Genomic DNA, 16,127 nt, shown 5'->3' on the forward strand with positions numbered 1-16,127 from the left:
TGGAAAAGTCCGAATATAATGGAATAGTATACTTTGAGAAAAGAGGTGCTGTCCATGTACGATTCCACGGATATTCAAAGTAATAAAGGAATGGCTATTATTGCTTATATCTTGTTTTTCGTCCCGCTGATTGCTGCTAAAGATTCGAAGTTTGCTATGTACCACGCGAATCAAGGGCTGACACTTTTCCTCTGCTGCGTGATCTTGAACGTAGTGCTGGGGATCATCCCGATTATCGGTTGGATTCTGCTGCCGCTCGCCAACCTGGCGCTTTTCATCTTCGCCATCCTGGGCATTGTTGCAGCCGCTCAAGGTCAAGTCAAACCGCTGCCGGTAATCGGCGCATACACGCTTTTAAAGTAGTTTGACGTACATAATGGAAAGCAGGTTGCCTTTGGGGGCAGCCTGCTTTTTAGTTTAAGGACGTTCAGAAGGACCCGTATTTCGCCACTCAAAGCTCTCTTGCTAGCTCAGCAATCCGTGCGCTCGATTTATCATGAAACAGCCCACCGTGATAACAAATGACCGTTTCGATGTCATAAGCGGTAAACTTCTTAACCGACTGCTTCGCCAACTCATAATCGTAGCAATACGCCGGTATTGGACCCATCAACTGTCCGTCGGCTACAACCAGTGCATCCGCGGCAATCAATGTTTTACTTGGTATGTGATAAAAGCTCAAATGCCCTGGTGTATGGCCTGGCGTCAAAATGACTTGAAGGCCACCAGCAATCGCAAGCACCTGGCCATCTTCCAAGATGCCATGAACCTTCCCTTTAGGAGGATTTTCTAAATTCGTTCGAAAAGCTTTCCGCCATTCGGGCGAAACATCCGCGGGCAAGCTTGCGATAGCACGCTCTATGGCCTCCGGCGTGACTTTGATCAACATTTTGTCGCCTTCTATATAAGGTTTCTCGAACTGGCTGGCAAGTACAGTTAGTTTGCCTGGCATTTCTGTTAAAAATGCAGGCAAGCTCCCGATGTGATCAATGTCCTGATGAGAGATCACAATCGTATTTAAATGTTCAAGAGGGACAGAGGCGTGTTCGAATGCTTTACAAATAAGAGGGTAGTTTCCAGGGTACCCGGTATCGATTAATACGGCACCGTCGCTATCGCTCAATAGGATAGGATAAATAACGTTTGTTTGTCCCATGATGAGAACTTCCAGCTCCAACATATGAATTCCGTTTGCGATTTGCATCTTAATCCCTCCAAAGTGATAGTAAAGAATGAAACTATCATACCTATAGAGGATTTTAAAAGTCAATTAAATATTTAATTTTAACACAAATTAAATTAAATGTCAATAGTTGATTCTGTGAAATTCCGATTTTTATTTTTGTCCAAAATTTGATCAACGTGTGAATAAAATATGAACATTTTTTTGTTTTTTGTGTTATAATAACTGTATTAGACTTTTACTTCTGAGTTTGGAGTGATGATGATGGCTGTTAAAACAGTAACCGTAAGTAATGAACGCAGTGAACGTGATGTGGTGCCATTAGTAAAGTTAATGACTATCGCGGCATGGGCTTTGCTTGGCATAGGGTTAGTATTAAGCTTGTTGAGTTTGGATCATTTCAGTGATCGCAATGCTACGTTAATGATTGGAATCGGATTCATGGTAGGTAGTGTTTTCGTTTATGTGATTCGCACAGCCATTCACTTAGTTCATTCCCGTGCCGTATCGAAGGACGAATGAGAACAAAAATCATGAATAAATTTAGCCTTTCAGGTGAATAACTTGAAGGGCTTTTTGATTTTCATGGATTTTCATACTTTTACATAATAGTCAACAAACGTTGTGTGACATTTGTTTTACAGTAAAACGTCGATCCTTTGACGTATTTGTTAAGTCCTGCTAGTGCCTGTGTACTTTTAAATGCAATTTGTTATCTTAGTATTAGATAAAAAAGCGCATGTTAATAAATACTTAGAAACAGCACTTTGTAGATTGTGGATTAGGAGGTTAGTTGGATGAAGAAGAGAAAACTCGTAAAAGCATTGCTGCCCTTGATGATGATTGCCATCGTCGTGTTATTGGCAGGCTGCAGCGGTCAAGCAATGGTATTGGATCCGAAAGGACCGATTGCTGAAACGCAAAAAGATTTGATGTACATCTCCACGGTTATGTGTTTGGTCATTCTTGTTCCGGTTTTGGCACTAACGGCATGGATTGTATGGCGGTATCGGGATCGAGAAGGAAGTAAAGCTTCTTATAAACCGAACTGGGCACACAACACAACACTAGAAGCTGTATGGTGGTCAATACCGATTATCATGATTGCGGCACTTGCTGTAATCACCGTTAAATATACGTATGCCTTGGAGCCATCCAAGCCGATTAAGTCGGAGAAAGCTCCGATTACGATCCAAGTGACATCGCTGGATTGGAAATGGCTGTTCACTTATCCGGAGTTAGGCATTGGCACACTTAACTATGTGCAAATTCCAGCGGATACACCAATTAAGTTTGAACTGACCTCCGACGCTCCGATGAACTCATTCTGGGTTCCGCAGTTAGGCGGACAGATTTATACGATGTCAGGAATGGCCATGACCTTGTATTTGCAGGCGGATGAGATTGGTCATTATTTCGGAACGGGAGCTAATTTCAGTGGATCCCATTTCGCCGATATGACATTCGACGTGAATGCGACATCCCAAGCGGATTTCGATGCCTTCGTTGCAAAAACTAAACAATCGCCAACCAAACTTACGATGGAAAGTTATGAACAGCTGGCGAAGCCTGGTCAATTAAAAGAGGTTCAGTATTTCTCCGCTATTCCAGACGGACTATTTCAGAAGGTGGTAACGAAATATACGAATGGCCAATCCGCTCATAGTGGCCATGGAGCTTCTTCTGAAACCAATCATGATGCGATGAAAACATCATCGGCGTCAGAAAAAAGTGAAGCGAAAGATTCTAAACAAATGGATCATAGCCAAATGAATATGTCAAAATGATAGAACGAAGTTTTTACGAAAGGAAGTCATGCTCATGTTGGATCGTATTAAAGAGTTCGCATCAGAGTTTTTCGTAACGGGCGACCCGCTTATTCTGGGCGCTCAGGTAAGTATCGGGCTCTCGATGGTTGCTATGGTTTTCGTACTGACTTATTTCAGGAAATGGGGCTGGCTCTGGCGGGAGTGGTTAACAAGCGTTGACCATAAACGGATCGGAATCATGTACATCATTTGTTCCATCCTGATGCTATTCCGCGGCGGTGTCGACGCACTTTTGATGCGTGTACAGCTCGCCGTGCCAAATATGCAGTTTCTACAAGCCGATCACTATAACGCAATTTTCACAACGCATGGCGTTATTATGATTTTGTTCATGGCTATGCCGCTCATGTTCGGTTTGTTTAATATCGTTGTTCCTCTACAAATTGGAGCGAGGGACGTCGCCTATCCGTTCTTGAACTCACTCAGTTTCTGGTTGTTCTTCTGGGGAGCGATGCTGTTCAACGTGTCGTTCGTCATCGGCGGATCGCCGGATGCAGGATGGCTGAGCTATCCGCCGCTTTCCGAGCTTTCCCACAGTCCGGGCGTCGGACAGAACTTCTATATTTGGGGGATTCAAATCTCAGGTATCGGTAGTTTGGCGACGGGGATTAACTTTATCGTAACGATTATCAAAATGCGTGCGCCAGGCATGACTCTGATGAAAATGCCGATGTTTACTTGGTCTGTATTTTCCAGCTGCGTCACGATTATCTTTGCATTCCCTATTCTAACGGTTACTCTAGCGTTGTTGTTCCTGGATCGTTTCTTCGGTGCTCATTTCTTCACCTTGGATGGCGGCGGAAATCCGATGATGTACATCAACTTGATCTGGATGTGGGGACATCCTGAGGTTTACATTGTTGTCCTTCCGGCATTCGGGATTTTCTCGGAAATCGTTGCAACGTTCTCCAAGAAGAAATTGTTTGGTTACAAATCCATGGTTTTCGCGATGTTCATCATCAGCTTGTTGTCCTTCTTCACATGGGCGCATCACTTCTTCACGATGGGTTCAGGCGCGGATGTCAATGCGTTCTTCGCACTTACGACGATGCTGATTGCGATTCCTACCGGGGTCAAAGTCTTTAACTGGTTATTCACCATGTTCAGAGGGAAAATTCGTTTCTCGACGCCGATGATGTGGACGATTGCGTTCATACCGTGTTTCGTCGTAGGGGGAATGACAGGGGTCTTGCTTTCTGTTGCACCTGCTGACTTCCAATTCCATAACAGTTACTTCCTGATCGCGCATTTCCATCAAGTTTTAATTGGCGGTGTAGCTTTCGGATACTTCGCAGGTTTGTACTACTGGTGGCCGAAAATGTTCGGCTTCAAGCTCAACGAGCACTTAGGCAAATGGGCTTTCTGGCTGTGGAACATCGGCTTCTATGTTTGTTTCATGCCGCAATATTTCTTAGGCTTAGACGGTATGACTCGCCGTACGTATACGTACGATTTCGATATGGGCTGGGGACCGCTCAACTTGGTATCCACTATCGGCGGTTTCTTGATGGGGATCGGGTTCCTTTTCCAAGTATGGCAAATTGCTCACTCCATTAAGTTCAGAGAGCCGGATGTGACAGGAGATCCGTGGGATGGCCGTACGCTGGAGTGGTCGATTCCTTCGCCGGCGCCAATTTACAACTTTGCTGTACTTCCACAAGTGTCTACGATCGATGCATGGTGGGAGACGAAGCAGAAGCAAGGTACCCAAGCTAAAGCAGCAGCAGCGGTGGCACCAGTCGTCTATGAACCGATTCATATGCCAAAAAATTCGGCTATTCCATTCCTTAAATCTGCATTTTGGTTCTTCGCAGGATTTGGTTTCGTATGGGATTGGATGTGGCTCACGATTCCAGCGCTGATCGGTGTCGGAATTTGTATGATAGCTCGTTCATTTACTTATGACACAGACTACTACATTCCGGTTGACGAAATTAAACGGACAGAAGCCGCATTGAAAGGAGCGAAAGTATAATGGCACATGCAGCCGCGAACGGTGGGCACGACGCTCATGCACACGACCATGAACATGATCACGAATCGCTCAAGACCTTCGGATTCTGGATTTTTCTAATCACGGATGTCATCTTATTCGGATCGTTATTCGCCACATATATGGTTCTCCATCAGAATACGAATGGGGGACCTACACCGGAAGAGCTTTTCAAAATGCCGGGTATCATCGCTGAGACATTTATTTTGCTTACCAGCTCCTTCACAAGTGGTTTAGCAGTGTTAGGCATGAACAAGGGGAACATGAAGCAGTTAATCGGCTGGTTGATTGTTACCGTCATTCTAGGGGCTTCTTTCGTCGGGCTTGAGGTATCGGAATTCGTTACCATGGTGAATCACGAGGGAGCATCCATTAGTACAAGTGCTTTCTTGTCCGGTTTCTTTGCACTGGTAGGGACGCACGGGCTTCACGTTTCAGTGGGATTAATCTGGATGATCGGGTTAATCCTGCAGCTTAGACGCAGAGGCATTACAGCTGTGACAAAGCGCAAAGTGGAAATTATTTCTTTGTACTGGCATTTCCTTGACGTCGTTTGGATCTTTGTCTTCACAATCGTTTATTTGATGGGGGTGATGTAAGATGAGCGGACACCAACACCATACAGGAACTCACGATAACCATGCGCACGGGTCGTTAAAATCTTATATCATCGGCTTCGCGCTTTCCATCATCTTAACCATCATTCCACTGGTTGTTGTTATGAACCACATGATGAGTAAGACTGGAACACTGGTTTTAATTCTCATCATGGCTATTCTGCAGTTTGCGGTGCAATTGTTCTTCTTCATGCATGTGAAGGAAGGCGAGAACGCGCGTTGGAATATTATGACGCTGATTTTTGGTCTCATTATTCTCGTGACCATCGTTGGCGGCTCCATTTGGATCATGACTTACAACCAAGTGGCGCATTAATACAAAGGTTAAAAGGAAAAGACGCTCTAAACCGCGATCACGCGGGAAGGGGCGTCTTTTTCCTATTAGGAGTTTAGCATGATGACTTGTTATTGCGTTCTTTCATTTCACGTTTATCTTGTTGGGCGGCTTTGTCTCCAAATTGATCCAGGCGAGAAGGGCTGCCGGATGGTCCGTTGTTTTTCGGTTTGCTGTTTCTCCCACTCATCTCTATCACCTCCGAGATTCAGCTTTTGCTAAATAGACAAGGTTCATGCTGGTGCTTTCAGGAAGCAAGAAAGGGGTTGTTTTCATGTTGGTAACATGATACATTATGTATCAGAGATACTAAACGTATCAGTCATCCGTTATGGACAAGCTAATCTATTGAACGGAGAGGAGCCGAATGATACGCCGTAACCAGCGATTTCGTAACCATCTCGATGACAATCTCATTCATTTGCGCAAGAACTTGTTCATTTCTCCATCCGACCCGATGTACTATGAGAAGGTGATCCGGTATCTGGATGCTACTTCACCGGAAGCTCATTATAAGATCGGGCAAAAGTTTCAAAAAAGAGGGAATTTCAAGCGAGCTATTTTTCATTACAAGGAAGTTCTTCGCACCTACCCGTCGCCCTTCTATTCCGCCGCAAATCGAGCGATTCGCGACATTGAAGGGGAGAAGGCCGCACATGCGATGAACATGCAGCAAGCTTTCCCGGAGGAAGCGAAGGGGATTTTGCCCCCTTTTATGAAAACGCTGCTCATCGTTCTACTCGTTCTTAATCTTTTGTTAATCGTTTTGTTTGCGGGGAGTAATCCGCTCTACAAAACCATCTCTACGATGAAGGTTTGGGGTGCTGGCAGCGACATTACCTACGAAACGGTTGACGCTCCTTTCGTGATGTACATCGCACCTGAGACCGAGAACAAAGCGATTGAAACCGCTTTACACAAACAAGCGCTGGACCTGGCGAAGGAAATGCCGAAGACGAACATCCTGATTTACGGCGTTATTTCCCAGGATAACACGGCTCAGGGGAAAACCATGCTGCTCCGAGATGAGGGGCTGACGAAGAGTGCTGTGGTCGTTGCTGAGTATCATCCTGCGACAGATGAAGCCGTAAAAATTCGTTTCTTGAATACCGAATTTGGAAAGCACCAACCGCTTAGTGCGATTGGTGCTAATTTAGTTCGCACGGCACTGGAGGCATACACCAAAGATCACGGCAGCCCGCCAGCCCGTCTGGATGCGCTGCTGCAGGATTATCCGAACAACTATCTAAGCTTTATCCCTATGGAAGCGACAACGGGCTCTAATGGCATTTCTGAGGCTTTCACGGGGGATGGGGGATGGGTTTATGCACCGGATGCGGCAAACCCGTCGAGGATGTTCTATGCGAATTCTGCTGATGTGCAGGACATTCCTTACGAACCTGTTCACATTGAAATTAATAAAAAGGAACATCAACTTAAACTTGTTAGTGGAGATTATATTTTATGGGATAAAGAAATCGGCCTTGGCGCAAATGACCGCACACCGCAAGGTCAATTCCTCGTGAAGGACCGCGTGCAAAACCCTCAGGGAAGCCGCACACAGAGTTACGGGGAAGCCGGTTTGGGGCTGGGGGCAATTGCGCTTCACGGTACTTACGATGAGAGCTCCATCGGTTCGGACAAATCGCTGGGGTGTGTGCGATTGACGAACGGGGACGTGCAGCAGCTCTTTCCATTTGTACCTAAGGGCGCAGAAGTGCAAATCCAGGCATCGACATGGGCTGGGGCAAGCCATGAGCAGCTGAAGGACATCAATCTGCTTATTCCTGCCACGCGGCCGACCTTAGATGAGTCGCCGGAAGACGTCATGTTTCATTGGCTAGGGTAAGTGATTATGCCAAATTTAATGCCATTACATAAAAAAGCAGCTGAAGCTATCCGATCGTTCCGGATGCCTCAACTGCTTATTTGATTACATTAAGTTTTCCGGATTCAGTTTCTCAAGCTCCGGTAGGACGAAACGTCCGTCTTTGCGAATAAGTACATCGTCAAAGTAAATTTCTCCGCCGCCGTATTCCGGACGTTGGATCAGGACCATGTCCCAATGAACGGAAGAGCGGTTCGTGTTATCCGCGGTTTCATAGGCTTGGCCTGGTGTGAAGTGGATGCTGCCATCAATTTTCTCATCGAAAAGAATGTCTTTCATCGGATGCTGAATATAAGGATTCACCCCGATAGCGAATTCACCGATATAACGCGCTCCGTCATCCGTATCCAGAATATCGTTTAATTTCTTGGTGTCATTGCTGGTCGCTTCCACAATGCGCCCGTTTTCGAAACGAAGCACGATGTTCTCGAAGGAGGTGCCGGAGTAGATCGTTGGTGTATTGTAGCTGATTACACCGTTCACAGAATCTTTCACCGGAGCCGTGTACACTTCGCCATCCGGAATATTTCTCAGCCCGGAGCAAGGAACTGCGCCAATATTTTTAATGGAGAAGGAGATGTCCGTGCCTTTGGCAACAAGACGAACTTTATCTGTTCGTTTCATCAAGTCTACCAGCGATTCCATAGCTGTCGCCATTTTACTGTAATCGAGGTTGCAAACATCAAAGTAGAAATTTTCGAATTCCTCGGTGCTTTTGCCGGCTAGCTGGGCCATTGAAGGATTCGGGTAGCGCATGACACACCATTTGGTATTGTTAATGCGCTCGTCAAAGAGCGGACGTTGGAAATATTTCAAGTACAGGCGCATTTGCTCATCTGGCACGTCGGACGATTCAGTAATGTTATCTCCGCTGCGAACGGCTACATAAGCATCCATCTTCTTCATGCGGGCAAGCTCAAAATCAGCCCATTCACTAAATTGTTCTTGAGTCCCTTTCATTTGTAAGCTTCTCATGACCATAGGATCACGCAGTTCAATGAATGGCTTGCCGCCTACGGCATATACTTCTTCGATGAAGCATTTGGCGAGTTCGGGATCTTTGACGCCAATCATCTCAATCAGAATGTTCTCGCCAGGTTGAAGGCTAACCGAGTAGCGGATAATGTTGCGGGCAAATGTTTGAAGTCGCGGATCTCTCATTCTATAGGTCTCCCTTAATTGAAAATTAGTACTTAGAAAGTATATCGCAATGGGAGCCTTAAAGCCAATTGAGCCCTCATTTCATAGAACTTTAAAGGGTATGCTACAATAGAGAATTGTGAAGAACTAGACTTGCTTGAGCACATCAAACATCAAGAGGAGGACATGCATGGCAAGAGAGCAGATTAAAGTGCCTTTCGGGTATGAACCCCCTGCCCAAACACACAAAGGCACGGTGTTTGTATTCGAAACATTCGAAGATTGGACGGAATCCGACATGCAGGCATTTACGGCATGGGCGGAGGAGAAGAAATTCGTCAGAGCCATCTTTTACCCGCAACATGAAGAAACGCTTCGTAGAATGGCTATTACGAGCAGCATGCCCTATTATGCCAGAGTGAAGCATTTGGAAAGCCTTGTGAAACAAGTGGACACTTCGGTTCAAGTGGATGTAGACACATGGGAGGGAAAACGTAAGAAATATACCCCTCTGGACACTTCCTTGCATTTTTTAACGGAGAAATCATCAGGTCCTTATTTTTTATGCCTAAGTGATCGCTATGCCAACTTGTTCGTTACTTATCCGTCCTTCAAGGAATGGATTAAGAATCTAAGATTATACATTCATGAGCAGTTCCATGTCCCGCTCCATGGCAAGCTGCACGATTACGCTCAAAGATGGGAAACTGTTCGTTTTGGAAATGGCTCTTAAAGAGGGGCTCGCCCCCAAAAAATTAACCATATTAATTATGGTGATTATCGTAGCGGGCATGAGCCAAGGCATGCTTCTGCCGCTGCTTACGATTTTGTTGGATCGATCGGGTGTATCTACCGATGCCAATGGCCTGAATGCCGCTGCCCTGTATATCGGTATCTTCTCGACGATGTTCTTCATCGAAAAGCCGGTCAGGCGGTTTGGTTATAAGCCGGTTATTATGGTTGGGATGGGATTGGTCATCGCGGCGAACTGCTTGTTTCCTGCCTGGCAGCATATTGGATTCTGGTTTGTGCTTCGCTTAATGGTAGGAGTAGGGGATAGCGCTCTCCATTATGCCACACAGTTATGGATTGTAACGTCCAGTCCCAAAGAGCATAGGGGACGCAATATCACGCTGTACGGAATGGCCTACGGCATCGGATTCAGTTTAGGGCCAGTTGGGATTACGCTTTTAAAAGTGGGGATTTGGGGGCCGTTTCTGACCACAAGCAGCTTTTTTATTGTCATTTTGCTGCTCATGACAAGGCTGAAAAATGAGCGCCCTGAAAGAGGCGAACGCGTGGAAGCTGTACACAAGCGTGCTTCAAAAGTGGCTGCCATGGCCTGGTTTCCACTAATTACTTCGCTTTTATATGGGTATATGGAAGCCTCGATGAACAGCAACTTTCCGCTCTACGGTTTACGCATAGGTCTGTCAGAGGCTAACATTGGAGTTCTATTGCCTGTCATGGGGGTAGGCGGCCTTATCATGCAGCTGCCGCTGGGCATATGGAGTGACCGCATTGGGCGGAAGAAAATCCTCATTTCATCCGGACTTATTGGCGCACTAGCTTTTCTATGTATCCCGTTTGCAGGCACGAAACTATGGCTGATTGGCTTGCTATTTGCCATTGCCGGAGGCATGGTAGGCTCGTTTTTTTCGCTTGGACTTGCCTACGCGGCAGACATTTTACCCAGACATCTGCTTCCCACGGCCAACGTATTGGCGTCGATTCAGTACAGTGTCGGGAGCATTGCCGGGCCTTTAATCGGAGGAATGGCAATTCGTTATTCCAGTGCGGCCAGCATTTTTTATGTACTCAGTCTTATTTACGTCCTATTTGCACTCTCTGGGCTTATGTTTCGCCGTGAAAGAGCGGCATAATGAAAGACACTCTTACCAAGAATGGCGAGAGTGTCTTTGCTTGTTTTAACCTATTTCATAATCGGCTGCCTGATCCGTCATATAACGTTCCGTCAGAATCGTCAGCATGGAGATCCCGATTTGGTTTTCTCCGCCTTCAGGAATAATAATGTCCGCATATTTCTTGGAAGGCTCGATGAAAGCATCATGCATCGGCTTCACCGTCGTCAAATATTGATCGAAGACCGATTGCAGCGTGCGCCCCCGTTCATTAATGTCCCGGGAAAGTCGGCGAAGGATACGCACATCCGGGTCCGTATCAACAAACACCTTGATATTCAAAGCGCTTCGAAGATCTTCATCGGTTAATACATGGATGCCTTCTAGCAACACAATAGGCTTAACTTCAACTCGGATCGTTTCTTGCGAGCGCGCATGCTTCGAGAAATCATACACGGGGATATTGACTGCGTTTCCGTTCTTCAATTCATTCAGATGCTGAAGCAGCAGCTCGTTCTCAAACGCGCGCGGGTGGTCGTAGTTGATGCGCTCCCGCTCTTCAAAAGTAAGACCACTATGATGAAGATAGTAATTATCTTGTGAAATTAATGTCACGTTCGTGGATCCCAGTTTATTAATGATCGATCTGGCTACTGTAGTTTTTCCTGAACCGGTACCTCCGGCAATTCCGATAACGAGCATGAAATGTAGTGCCTCCCCAAATAACTTGAAAACCTTCCCCAGTAGTTTAACATATTGTTCATATAAAAAGAAAAAAGCGATCGAATTTCGATCACCTTTTACATAGAACCGATGTTTACCGAATTTGTTTAGGGGTGTGAAATTTCACCTGATTGGCATCGACGTCTTGAGAAGCTTGATTCAACTGCTCCAACGTTTGCTGGATTTGCTGCCCATACTGCTCATTATTGTACGTTTCAAGCTGGGCCTGTGCATCTCTGACTTTGTGCTTGGCTTGCGTCAGAGCGGCTTGTGCGGATTGTATATCATGAGGGTGAGCCTGCATGACGGCTCTTTGCAGTTTATACTCAGCGTCTGAAGCCAATCGTATGGCTTGATCTGCTGCGTCAATGGCGTGTTGGACCTGCATCGAAAAATCACGGGTGTCGGACATAGGGGAGAGCCTCCTAAGAATCGAGTTATTTTAAAATGAACAGTGACTTTACTACATTGCTCCAAAGCTGGGGAAATCATTCTTCATTCGGGAAATGAAATTATTTCCTGGGTAAGCGCAAAATGTGAGCGTTCTCATGATGATTCGACAAGAAAAGTCTGAAAATTGAGAATACATTGAATAGTGTTCAAATAAAGGATTTTGTTTCCAAAATATAAGTGGACAAACCATATGAATATTCATAAGCTAAAGAGGATAGCTTTTTTTGAGTAGATAAGAAAGTATAAGTTTTATACTTTTACTTCGCATCTACCTTGACAAACGCGTTCGTCCTAACAGGACGACGAAGTCGTTTATCCTTGCATGAATAGACAATTAACGATTAAATAGGGGATGAAAAGATGAGAATTTGTAAAAGTATTTGCTTGACAGCTGCAATGGCCATCTTCATTTCCGGATGTGGGTCAGCGAAAACGAGTACAGCGCCGACAAATACGTATACGCCAACATTAGAAGTCAGTGCAGCTGTTAATGGCGATGCCGTAACACTGCAGATGACGACCGACCTGAAGATTTCCAAGGAGCATTATGATCATCAACGAGTTGCAGGGGAAGGGCACATCCATATTTCCCTGGATAAAGGCGAGAAAATTGTCGTGACGGACAAGCAGAAAGTGCTGGACCATTTGAGCAAGGGGCCGCATGAAGTCAAAGTATCCTTACATAACAACGATCATACGCCTTACGACGTTAGCAAAACGATAACGTTCGACGTGAAATAGGAGCCTCTTGCATATGCCCATACTGCGAAAGAAGCTCAGTTTACAGAAACGAGTCGTATTTCTGATTACATCAGTGACAGTCATTATGATTTCGACGATGATGGTGTTTGACACGAAGAGTTTAAATCAATCCATCAAAGAAGCTTATGTGAGCCAAATTAGCGGCATGACCATCGCCATCAACGGGCGTTACGAGGAATCCCGCTCGATTTCGGATGTGCAGCAAATTTTTGACTATATTCAATATAAAAACACGCGGGTTCTCGAAATGAAGCTCTACAGCAAAGACGGTGCCATTCTGGCTGCTTCTGATCGCGAACAGGTCGGCAAGCGTCTAGACCCATCTAGCGTGATTATTCCAAAGCAGGACAAAACGATCGTAGACCGGCTGCCGATGGCGAAAAGCGAGAAGCCGGTTGTAAGGCTCATTGCGCCGCTGCAGGAAGATGGCATGGTTGTTGGAGCCGTGGAAGTCATTTTCGATTCTTCCGAGGAGTCTGTGCTGCTTAAGAAGCGCACGAAGCTCATTTTAGCTGTAGGCATTAGCATTGCTATCATCTTATCCGTTTTGCTATGGCTTATCTTACGCACAATTGTCATTCGACCATTAAGCAAGCTTCGCGAAGCTGCTGTGATTGTCAAGCAGGGCGGGGAGCTTCCGCTGCTGCAATTCCAGACTTCTCCCGAAATTACGGAAGTATCCGAGGCTTTTAATGATATGGTAAAAAATCTGGACGAACGCTATAGGGAGCTCCAGCAGGCGCTCAACACGCTGCAAATTACGCAGGATCAATTGGTTCAATCCGAGAAGATGGGAGCCTTAGGTAACCTCGTTGCGGGTGTCTCTCATGAAATTAATACACCTATTGGTATCGGAGTTACCGCGATCACCTATTTGGATCAGAAGACGAAAGATTTCCGGAGCTTGTACGAAACAGGTAAAATGAAAAAGTCTGATTTGGAACAGTTTCTTTCCATCATCGGCGAAACGAACGCCATGGTCCAGACGAATTTGGAACGAGCCTCTTCACTAGTGCGGAGCTTTAAGCAAATTTCCGTCGATCAGAGCGTGGAAGTGAAACGTACGTTTCTTTTGAGGGAGTATCTAGAAGGAATCGTTGCCAGCTTGAAGCCATCACTGAAGAAAACGAGACTTCGTGTAGACATCTATTGTGATGATGGCCTTAATCTTTTTACATATCCCGGAGCGTTATCGCAAATTGTTACGAATTTAGTTATGAATTCAGTGAATCATGCCTATGGGCCAGAGGATGAAGGAAGTCTAAGCATTCGTGTCACTGAACACCAAGATCATATTCAGATCGCTTATTCCGATGATGGCAAGGGAATGACGCAGGAGGTACTGGATCATATCTTTGATCCCTTCTTTACGACTAGCCGCGGCAAAGGCGGTACCGGCTTAGGCATGAATATCGTTTATAACCTTGTCACGCAATCGCTGAATGGCAGCATCCAGTGCTTGAGTACGCTGGGACAAGGCAGTTTGTTTATGATCACGATTCCGTTAGAGGAGGAGTCAGAGCTATGACGAGACAGGATGGGTTAATGGACCTGGATGAGCTTCTTTTTGCTGATGAGGAAGAGAACGTTCCCACAAATGATGTTGTGATGGAACAGGATCCTTGGGTTGTCTTAATTGTCGATGATGAAAAACAGATTCATCAAGTGACGAAGTTGGTTTTGCAGGATTTTGAGTTTGATGGCAGGAAGTTGGAGTTTCATAGTGCTTTTTCCGCTGCAGAAGCTAAACAAGTCTTGCAACAGCAGCCTAATGCAGCATTGGTTTTGCTCGATGTAGTGATGGAACAGGAAGATGCAGGGCTTCAAACTGTAAGATATATACGTGAGGAATTAAAAAATACAGCGATACGCATTATTTTGCGTACAGGCCAGCCTGGCCAAGCCCCTGAGCGTACAGTCATTATGGATTATGACATTAATGATTACAAAGAGAAAACCGAGCTAACGACACAAAAGCTGTTCACGACCGTCGTTACCGCGCTGCGCTCCTATCGGGACTTGAAGACAATTGAGAAAAGCAGATCAGGCTTGGAAGAAATCATTAAATCTTCGGCAACGCTGTTTGAGCTGCAATCTATGAAGAAGTTTGCTTCGGGCGTATTAACGCAAATGACCTCAATTGTTAACTTGCATAAAAATGCTATTCATTGCAGCTTTGCCGTAACAAAGGGTGTCGAGGATATTTATATCTTGGCTGCGAGCGGCGACTATGCGTCCAATCAGGATGAAAGAGCGCGTGATGTCGTTCCCGAGCACGTACTCGGTGAAATTGAGCTCGCTTTTTTAACGAAAAAAAGCTCGTTCGCTTCCGACCGTTTTGTGATTTATTTTCAAAGCAAGATGGGGATGGAGAATGTCATTTATATGAATGGCTTCAAAGAGCTAAGCGAGTGGGAGCGGTATTTGATCGATATCTACTGCACGAACGTTTCCGTTGCTTTCGAGAATATATATTTGAATGAAGAGTTGGAAAGCACGCAGCAAGAAATCATCTATACGATGGGTGAAATCACGGAAACACGATCCCGGGAAACGGGGCATCATGTGAAGCGAGTAGCGGAATATTCGCGTTTGCTGGCGATAAAATACGGATTGTCAGAGCAAGAAGCAGAGGTTATTCGTCTAGCCTCGCCGATGCACGATGTGGGGAAAGTCGGGATTCCGGATGCGATCCTGAACAAGCCGGGCCCATTGACACAGGAAGAATTCGAAATTATGAAAACCCACTCGAATTTGGGTTATGAAATGCTGAAGCATTCGAACAAGCAAGTGTTGAACGCAGCGGCAATCATTGCGCAGCAGCATCATGAGCGGTTCGATGGTTCGGGGTATCCGCATGGACTTCGTGGCGAGGATATTCACGTCTATGGACGTATTACGGCGTTAGCCGATGTGTTTGACGCACTGTGCAGTGATCGTGTCTATAAGAAAGCATGGGAGCTGGATAGGGTGCTGGATTTATTAAAATCAGAACGCGGACGCCATTTTGACCCCGTGGTTGTGGATCTTTTTCTGGAGCACTTGGATGAATTTCTGGTGATCAAGGAGCTTTACAGAGAACAACGTTAACGGCATTAAGGATCGATAAAGCATAATAAGCCGACAGCCTTCTCATACTAGGTGGGAGATGATGGAGGTGAAGGCAATGACCAAAGTGAATCGTCCTGATAAGAAGAATAATCAGCAGAATGACGCTTCCTTGATGGAAGAAGCTCAGACGTTAAAGAAGCAAAATGCTGCTGAATTTCCACCTAGCTTAAACAACATTAACAAAACTAATTCATAGTTAAAGCGGTAAGGCTGTTCAAAAGGTCACGATAGA

General features: G+C 45.6%; 18 protein-coding genes. 13 read left to right on the forward strand and 5 right to left on the reverse strand.

Annotation, left to right across the window (positions count from 1 at the left end; translation table 11 throughout):
- The first annotated feature begins 54 nt into the window (after positions 1–54).
- A complete protein-coding gene (locus ACKTT9_RS16375) occupies positions 55–363 on the forward strand; it encodes a DUF4870 domain-containing protein (RefSeq protein ID WP_127456473.1) in 309 nt (102 codons plus the stop codon).
- 88 nt (positions 364–451) lie between these two features.
- On the opposite strand, the gene ACKTT9_RS16380 is transcribed toward ACKTT9_RS16375, so the two are convergent.
- Positions 452–1,204 (reverse strand): MBL fold metallo-hydrolase, encoded by a 753-nt coding sequence (locus tag ACKTT9_RS16380; protein ID WP_407872385.1) that lies wholly within the window; start codon positions 1,202–1,204, stop codon positions 452–454.
- 237 nt (positions 1,205–1,441) lie between these two features.
- Here ACKTT9_RS16380 and ACKTT9_RS16385 point away from each other — a divergent pair, with 237 nt between their 5' ends.
- The 5 genes from ACKTT9_RS16385 to cyoD all read left to right on the forward strand — a co-directional run bounded on the left by ACKTT9_RS16385 (position 1,442) and on the right by cyoD (position 5,938).
- Positions 1,442–1,705, forward strand: a complete 264-nt coding sequence (locus ACKTT9_RS16385; RefSeq protein WP_407872386.1) for a hypothetical protein — start codon at positions 1,442–1,444, stop codon at positions 1,703–1,705.
- 275 nt (positions 1,706–1,980) lie between these two features.
- The gene (gene cyoA / locus ACKTT9_RS16390) at positions 1,981–2,970 is read left to right on the forward strand and encodes a ubiquinol oxidase subunit II (protein WP_407872387.1); all 990 of its coding nucleotides are present in this window, start codon (positions 1,981–1,983) and stop codon (positions 2,968–2,970) included.
- Positions 2,971–3,004: 34 nt separating this feature from the next.
- The gene (locus ACKTT9_RS16395; protein WP_407872388.1) at positions 3,005–4,987 is read left to right on the forward strand and encodes a cbb3-type cytochrome c oxidase subunit I; all 1,983 of its coding nucleotides are present in this window, start codon (positions 3,005–3,007) and stop codon (positions 4,985–4,987) included.
- On the forward strand, positions 4,987–5,604 hold the full coding sequence (gene cyoC / locus ACKTT9_RS16400) for a cytochrome o ubiquinol oxidase subunit III (protein WP_157326611.1): 618 nt from the start codon (positions 4,987–4,989) through the stop codon (positions 5,602–5,604). Before ACKTT9_RS16395 ends, cyoC begins: the two co-directional genes overlap by 1 nt.
- A 1-nt stretch (position 5,605) precedes the next feature.
- The gene (cyoD, locus tag ACKTT9_RS16405; protein ID WP_157326610.1) at positions 5,606–5,938 is read left to right on the forward strand and encodes a cytochrome o ubiquinol oxidase subunit IV; all 333 of its coding nucleotides are present in this window, start codon (positions 5,606–5,608) and stop codon (positions 5,936–5,938) included.
- A gap of 73 nt (positions 5,939–6,011) precedes the next feature.
- On the opposite strand, the gene ACKTT9_RS16410 is transcribed toward cyoD, so the two are convergent.
- Positions 6,012–6,146, reverse strand: a complete 135-nt coding sequence (locus ACKTT9_RS16410; protein WP_258567612.1) for a hypothetical protein — start codon at positions 6,144–6,146, stop codon at positions 6,012–6,014.
- A 177-nt stretch (positions 6,147–6,323) separates the two neighbouring features.
- On the opposite strand from ACKTT9_RS16410, the gene ACKTT9_RS16415 reads away from it, so the two are divergent.
- Complete coding sequence (locus tag ACKTT9_RS16415) at positions 6,324–7,805, forward strand: L,D-transpeptidase family protein (RefSeq protein ID WP_407872389.1); 1,482 nt, start codon at positions 6,324–6,326, stop codon at positions 7,803–7,805.
- Between the two features lie 84 nt (positions 7,806–7,889).
- Here the strand turns inward: ACKTT9_RS16415 and ACKTT9_RS16420 are convergent, their stop codons facing one another.
- A complete protein-coding gene (locus ACKTT9_RS16420) occupies positions 7,890–9,005 on the reverse strand; it encodes an aminopeptidase (protein ID WP_127456465.1) in 1,116 nt (371 codons plus the stop codon).
- A 169-nt stretch (positions 9,006–9,174) separates the two neighbouring features.
- Here ACKTT9_RS16420 and ACKTT9_RS16425 point away from each other — a divergent pair, with 169 nt between their 5' ends.
- Positions 9,175–9,717 (forward strand): hypothetical protein, encoded by a 543-nt coding sequence (locus tag ACKTT9_RS16425; RefSeq protein WP_407872390.1) that lies wholly within the window; start codon positions 9,175–9,177, stop codon positions 9,715–9,717.
- Positions 9,632–10,867 carry an MFS transporter gene (locus ACKTT9_RS16430; protein WP_407872391.1) on the forward strand — a complete coding sequence of 412 codons (1,236 nt, stop codon included), beginning with the start codon at positions 9,632–9,634 and terminating at the stop codon, positions 10,865–10,867. Before ACKTT9_RS16425 ends, ACKTT9_RS16430 begins: the two co-directional genes overlap by 86 nt.
- A gap of 45 nt (positions 10,868–10,912) precedes the next feature.
- Here ACKTT9_RS16430 and udk read toward each other — a convergent pair whose 3' ends face one another.
- Together udk and ACKTT9_RS16440 are read right to left on the reverse strand one after the other, a co-directional pair.
- Positions 10,913–11,548 carry a uridine kinase gene (gene udk, locus ACKTT9_RS16435; RefSeq protein WP_407872392.1) on the reverse strand — a complete coding sequence of 212 codons (636 nt, stop codon included), beginning with the start codon at positions 11,546–11,548 and terminating at the stop codon, positions 10,913–10,915.
- 115 nt (positions 11,549–11,663) lie between these two features.
- Entirely contained in the window at positions 11,664–11,981 is a 318-nt protein-coding gene (locus tag ACKTT9_RS16440) for a hypothetical protein (protein ID WP_157326606.1), read from the reverse strand.
- Positions 11,982–12,382: 401 nt separating this feature from the next.
- Here ACKTT9_RS16440 and ACKTT9_RS16445 point away from each other — a divergent pair, with 401 nt between their 5' ends.
- The 4 genes from ACKTT9_RS16445 (at position 12,383) to ACKTT9_RS16460 (ending at position 16,091) form a co-directional block, all read left to right on the forward strand.
- Positions 12,383–12,763, forward strand: coding sequence for a hypothetical protein (locus tag ACKTT9_RS16445; RefSeq protein WP_407872393.1), 381 nt, complete (start codon positions 12,383–12,385; stop codon positions 12,761–12,763).
- A 13-nt stretch (positions 12,764–12,776) separates the two neighbouring features.
- Positions 12,777–14,312, forward strand: coding sequence for an ATP-binding protein (locus tag ACKTT9_RS16450; RefSeq protein WP_407872394.1), 1,536 nt, complete (start codon positions 12,777–12,779; stop codon positions 14,310–14,312).
- On the forward strand, positions 14,309–15,874 hold the full coding sequence (locus ACKTT9_RS16455; RefSeq protein WP_407872395.1) for a DUF3369 domain-containing protein: 1,566 nt from the start codon (positions 14,309–14,311) through the stop codon (positions 15,872–15,874). The genes ACKTT9_RS16450 and ACKTT9_RS16455 overlap by 4 nt, the downstream gene beginning before the upstream one ends.
- 76 nt (positions 15,875–15,950) lie before the next feature.
- Complete coding sequence (locus ACKTT9_RS16460) at positions 15,951–16,091, forward strand: hypothetical protein (protein WP_164819706.1); 141 nt, start codon at positions 15,951–15,953, stop codon at positions 16,089–16,091.
- Positions 16,092–16,127 lie beyond the last annotated feature (36 nt).

Source organism: Paenibacillus sp. P36 (genome assembly GCF_045866505.1).
In the GTDB taxonomy this organism is placed as follows: Bacteria; Bacillota; Bacilli; order Paenibacillales; family NBRC-103111; genus Paenibacillus_E; species Paenibacillus_E chondroitinus.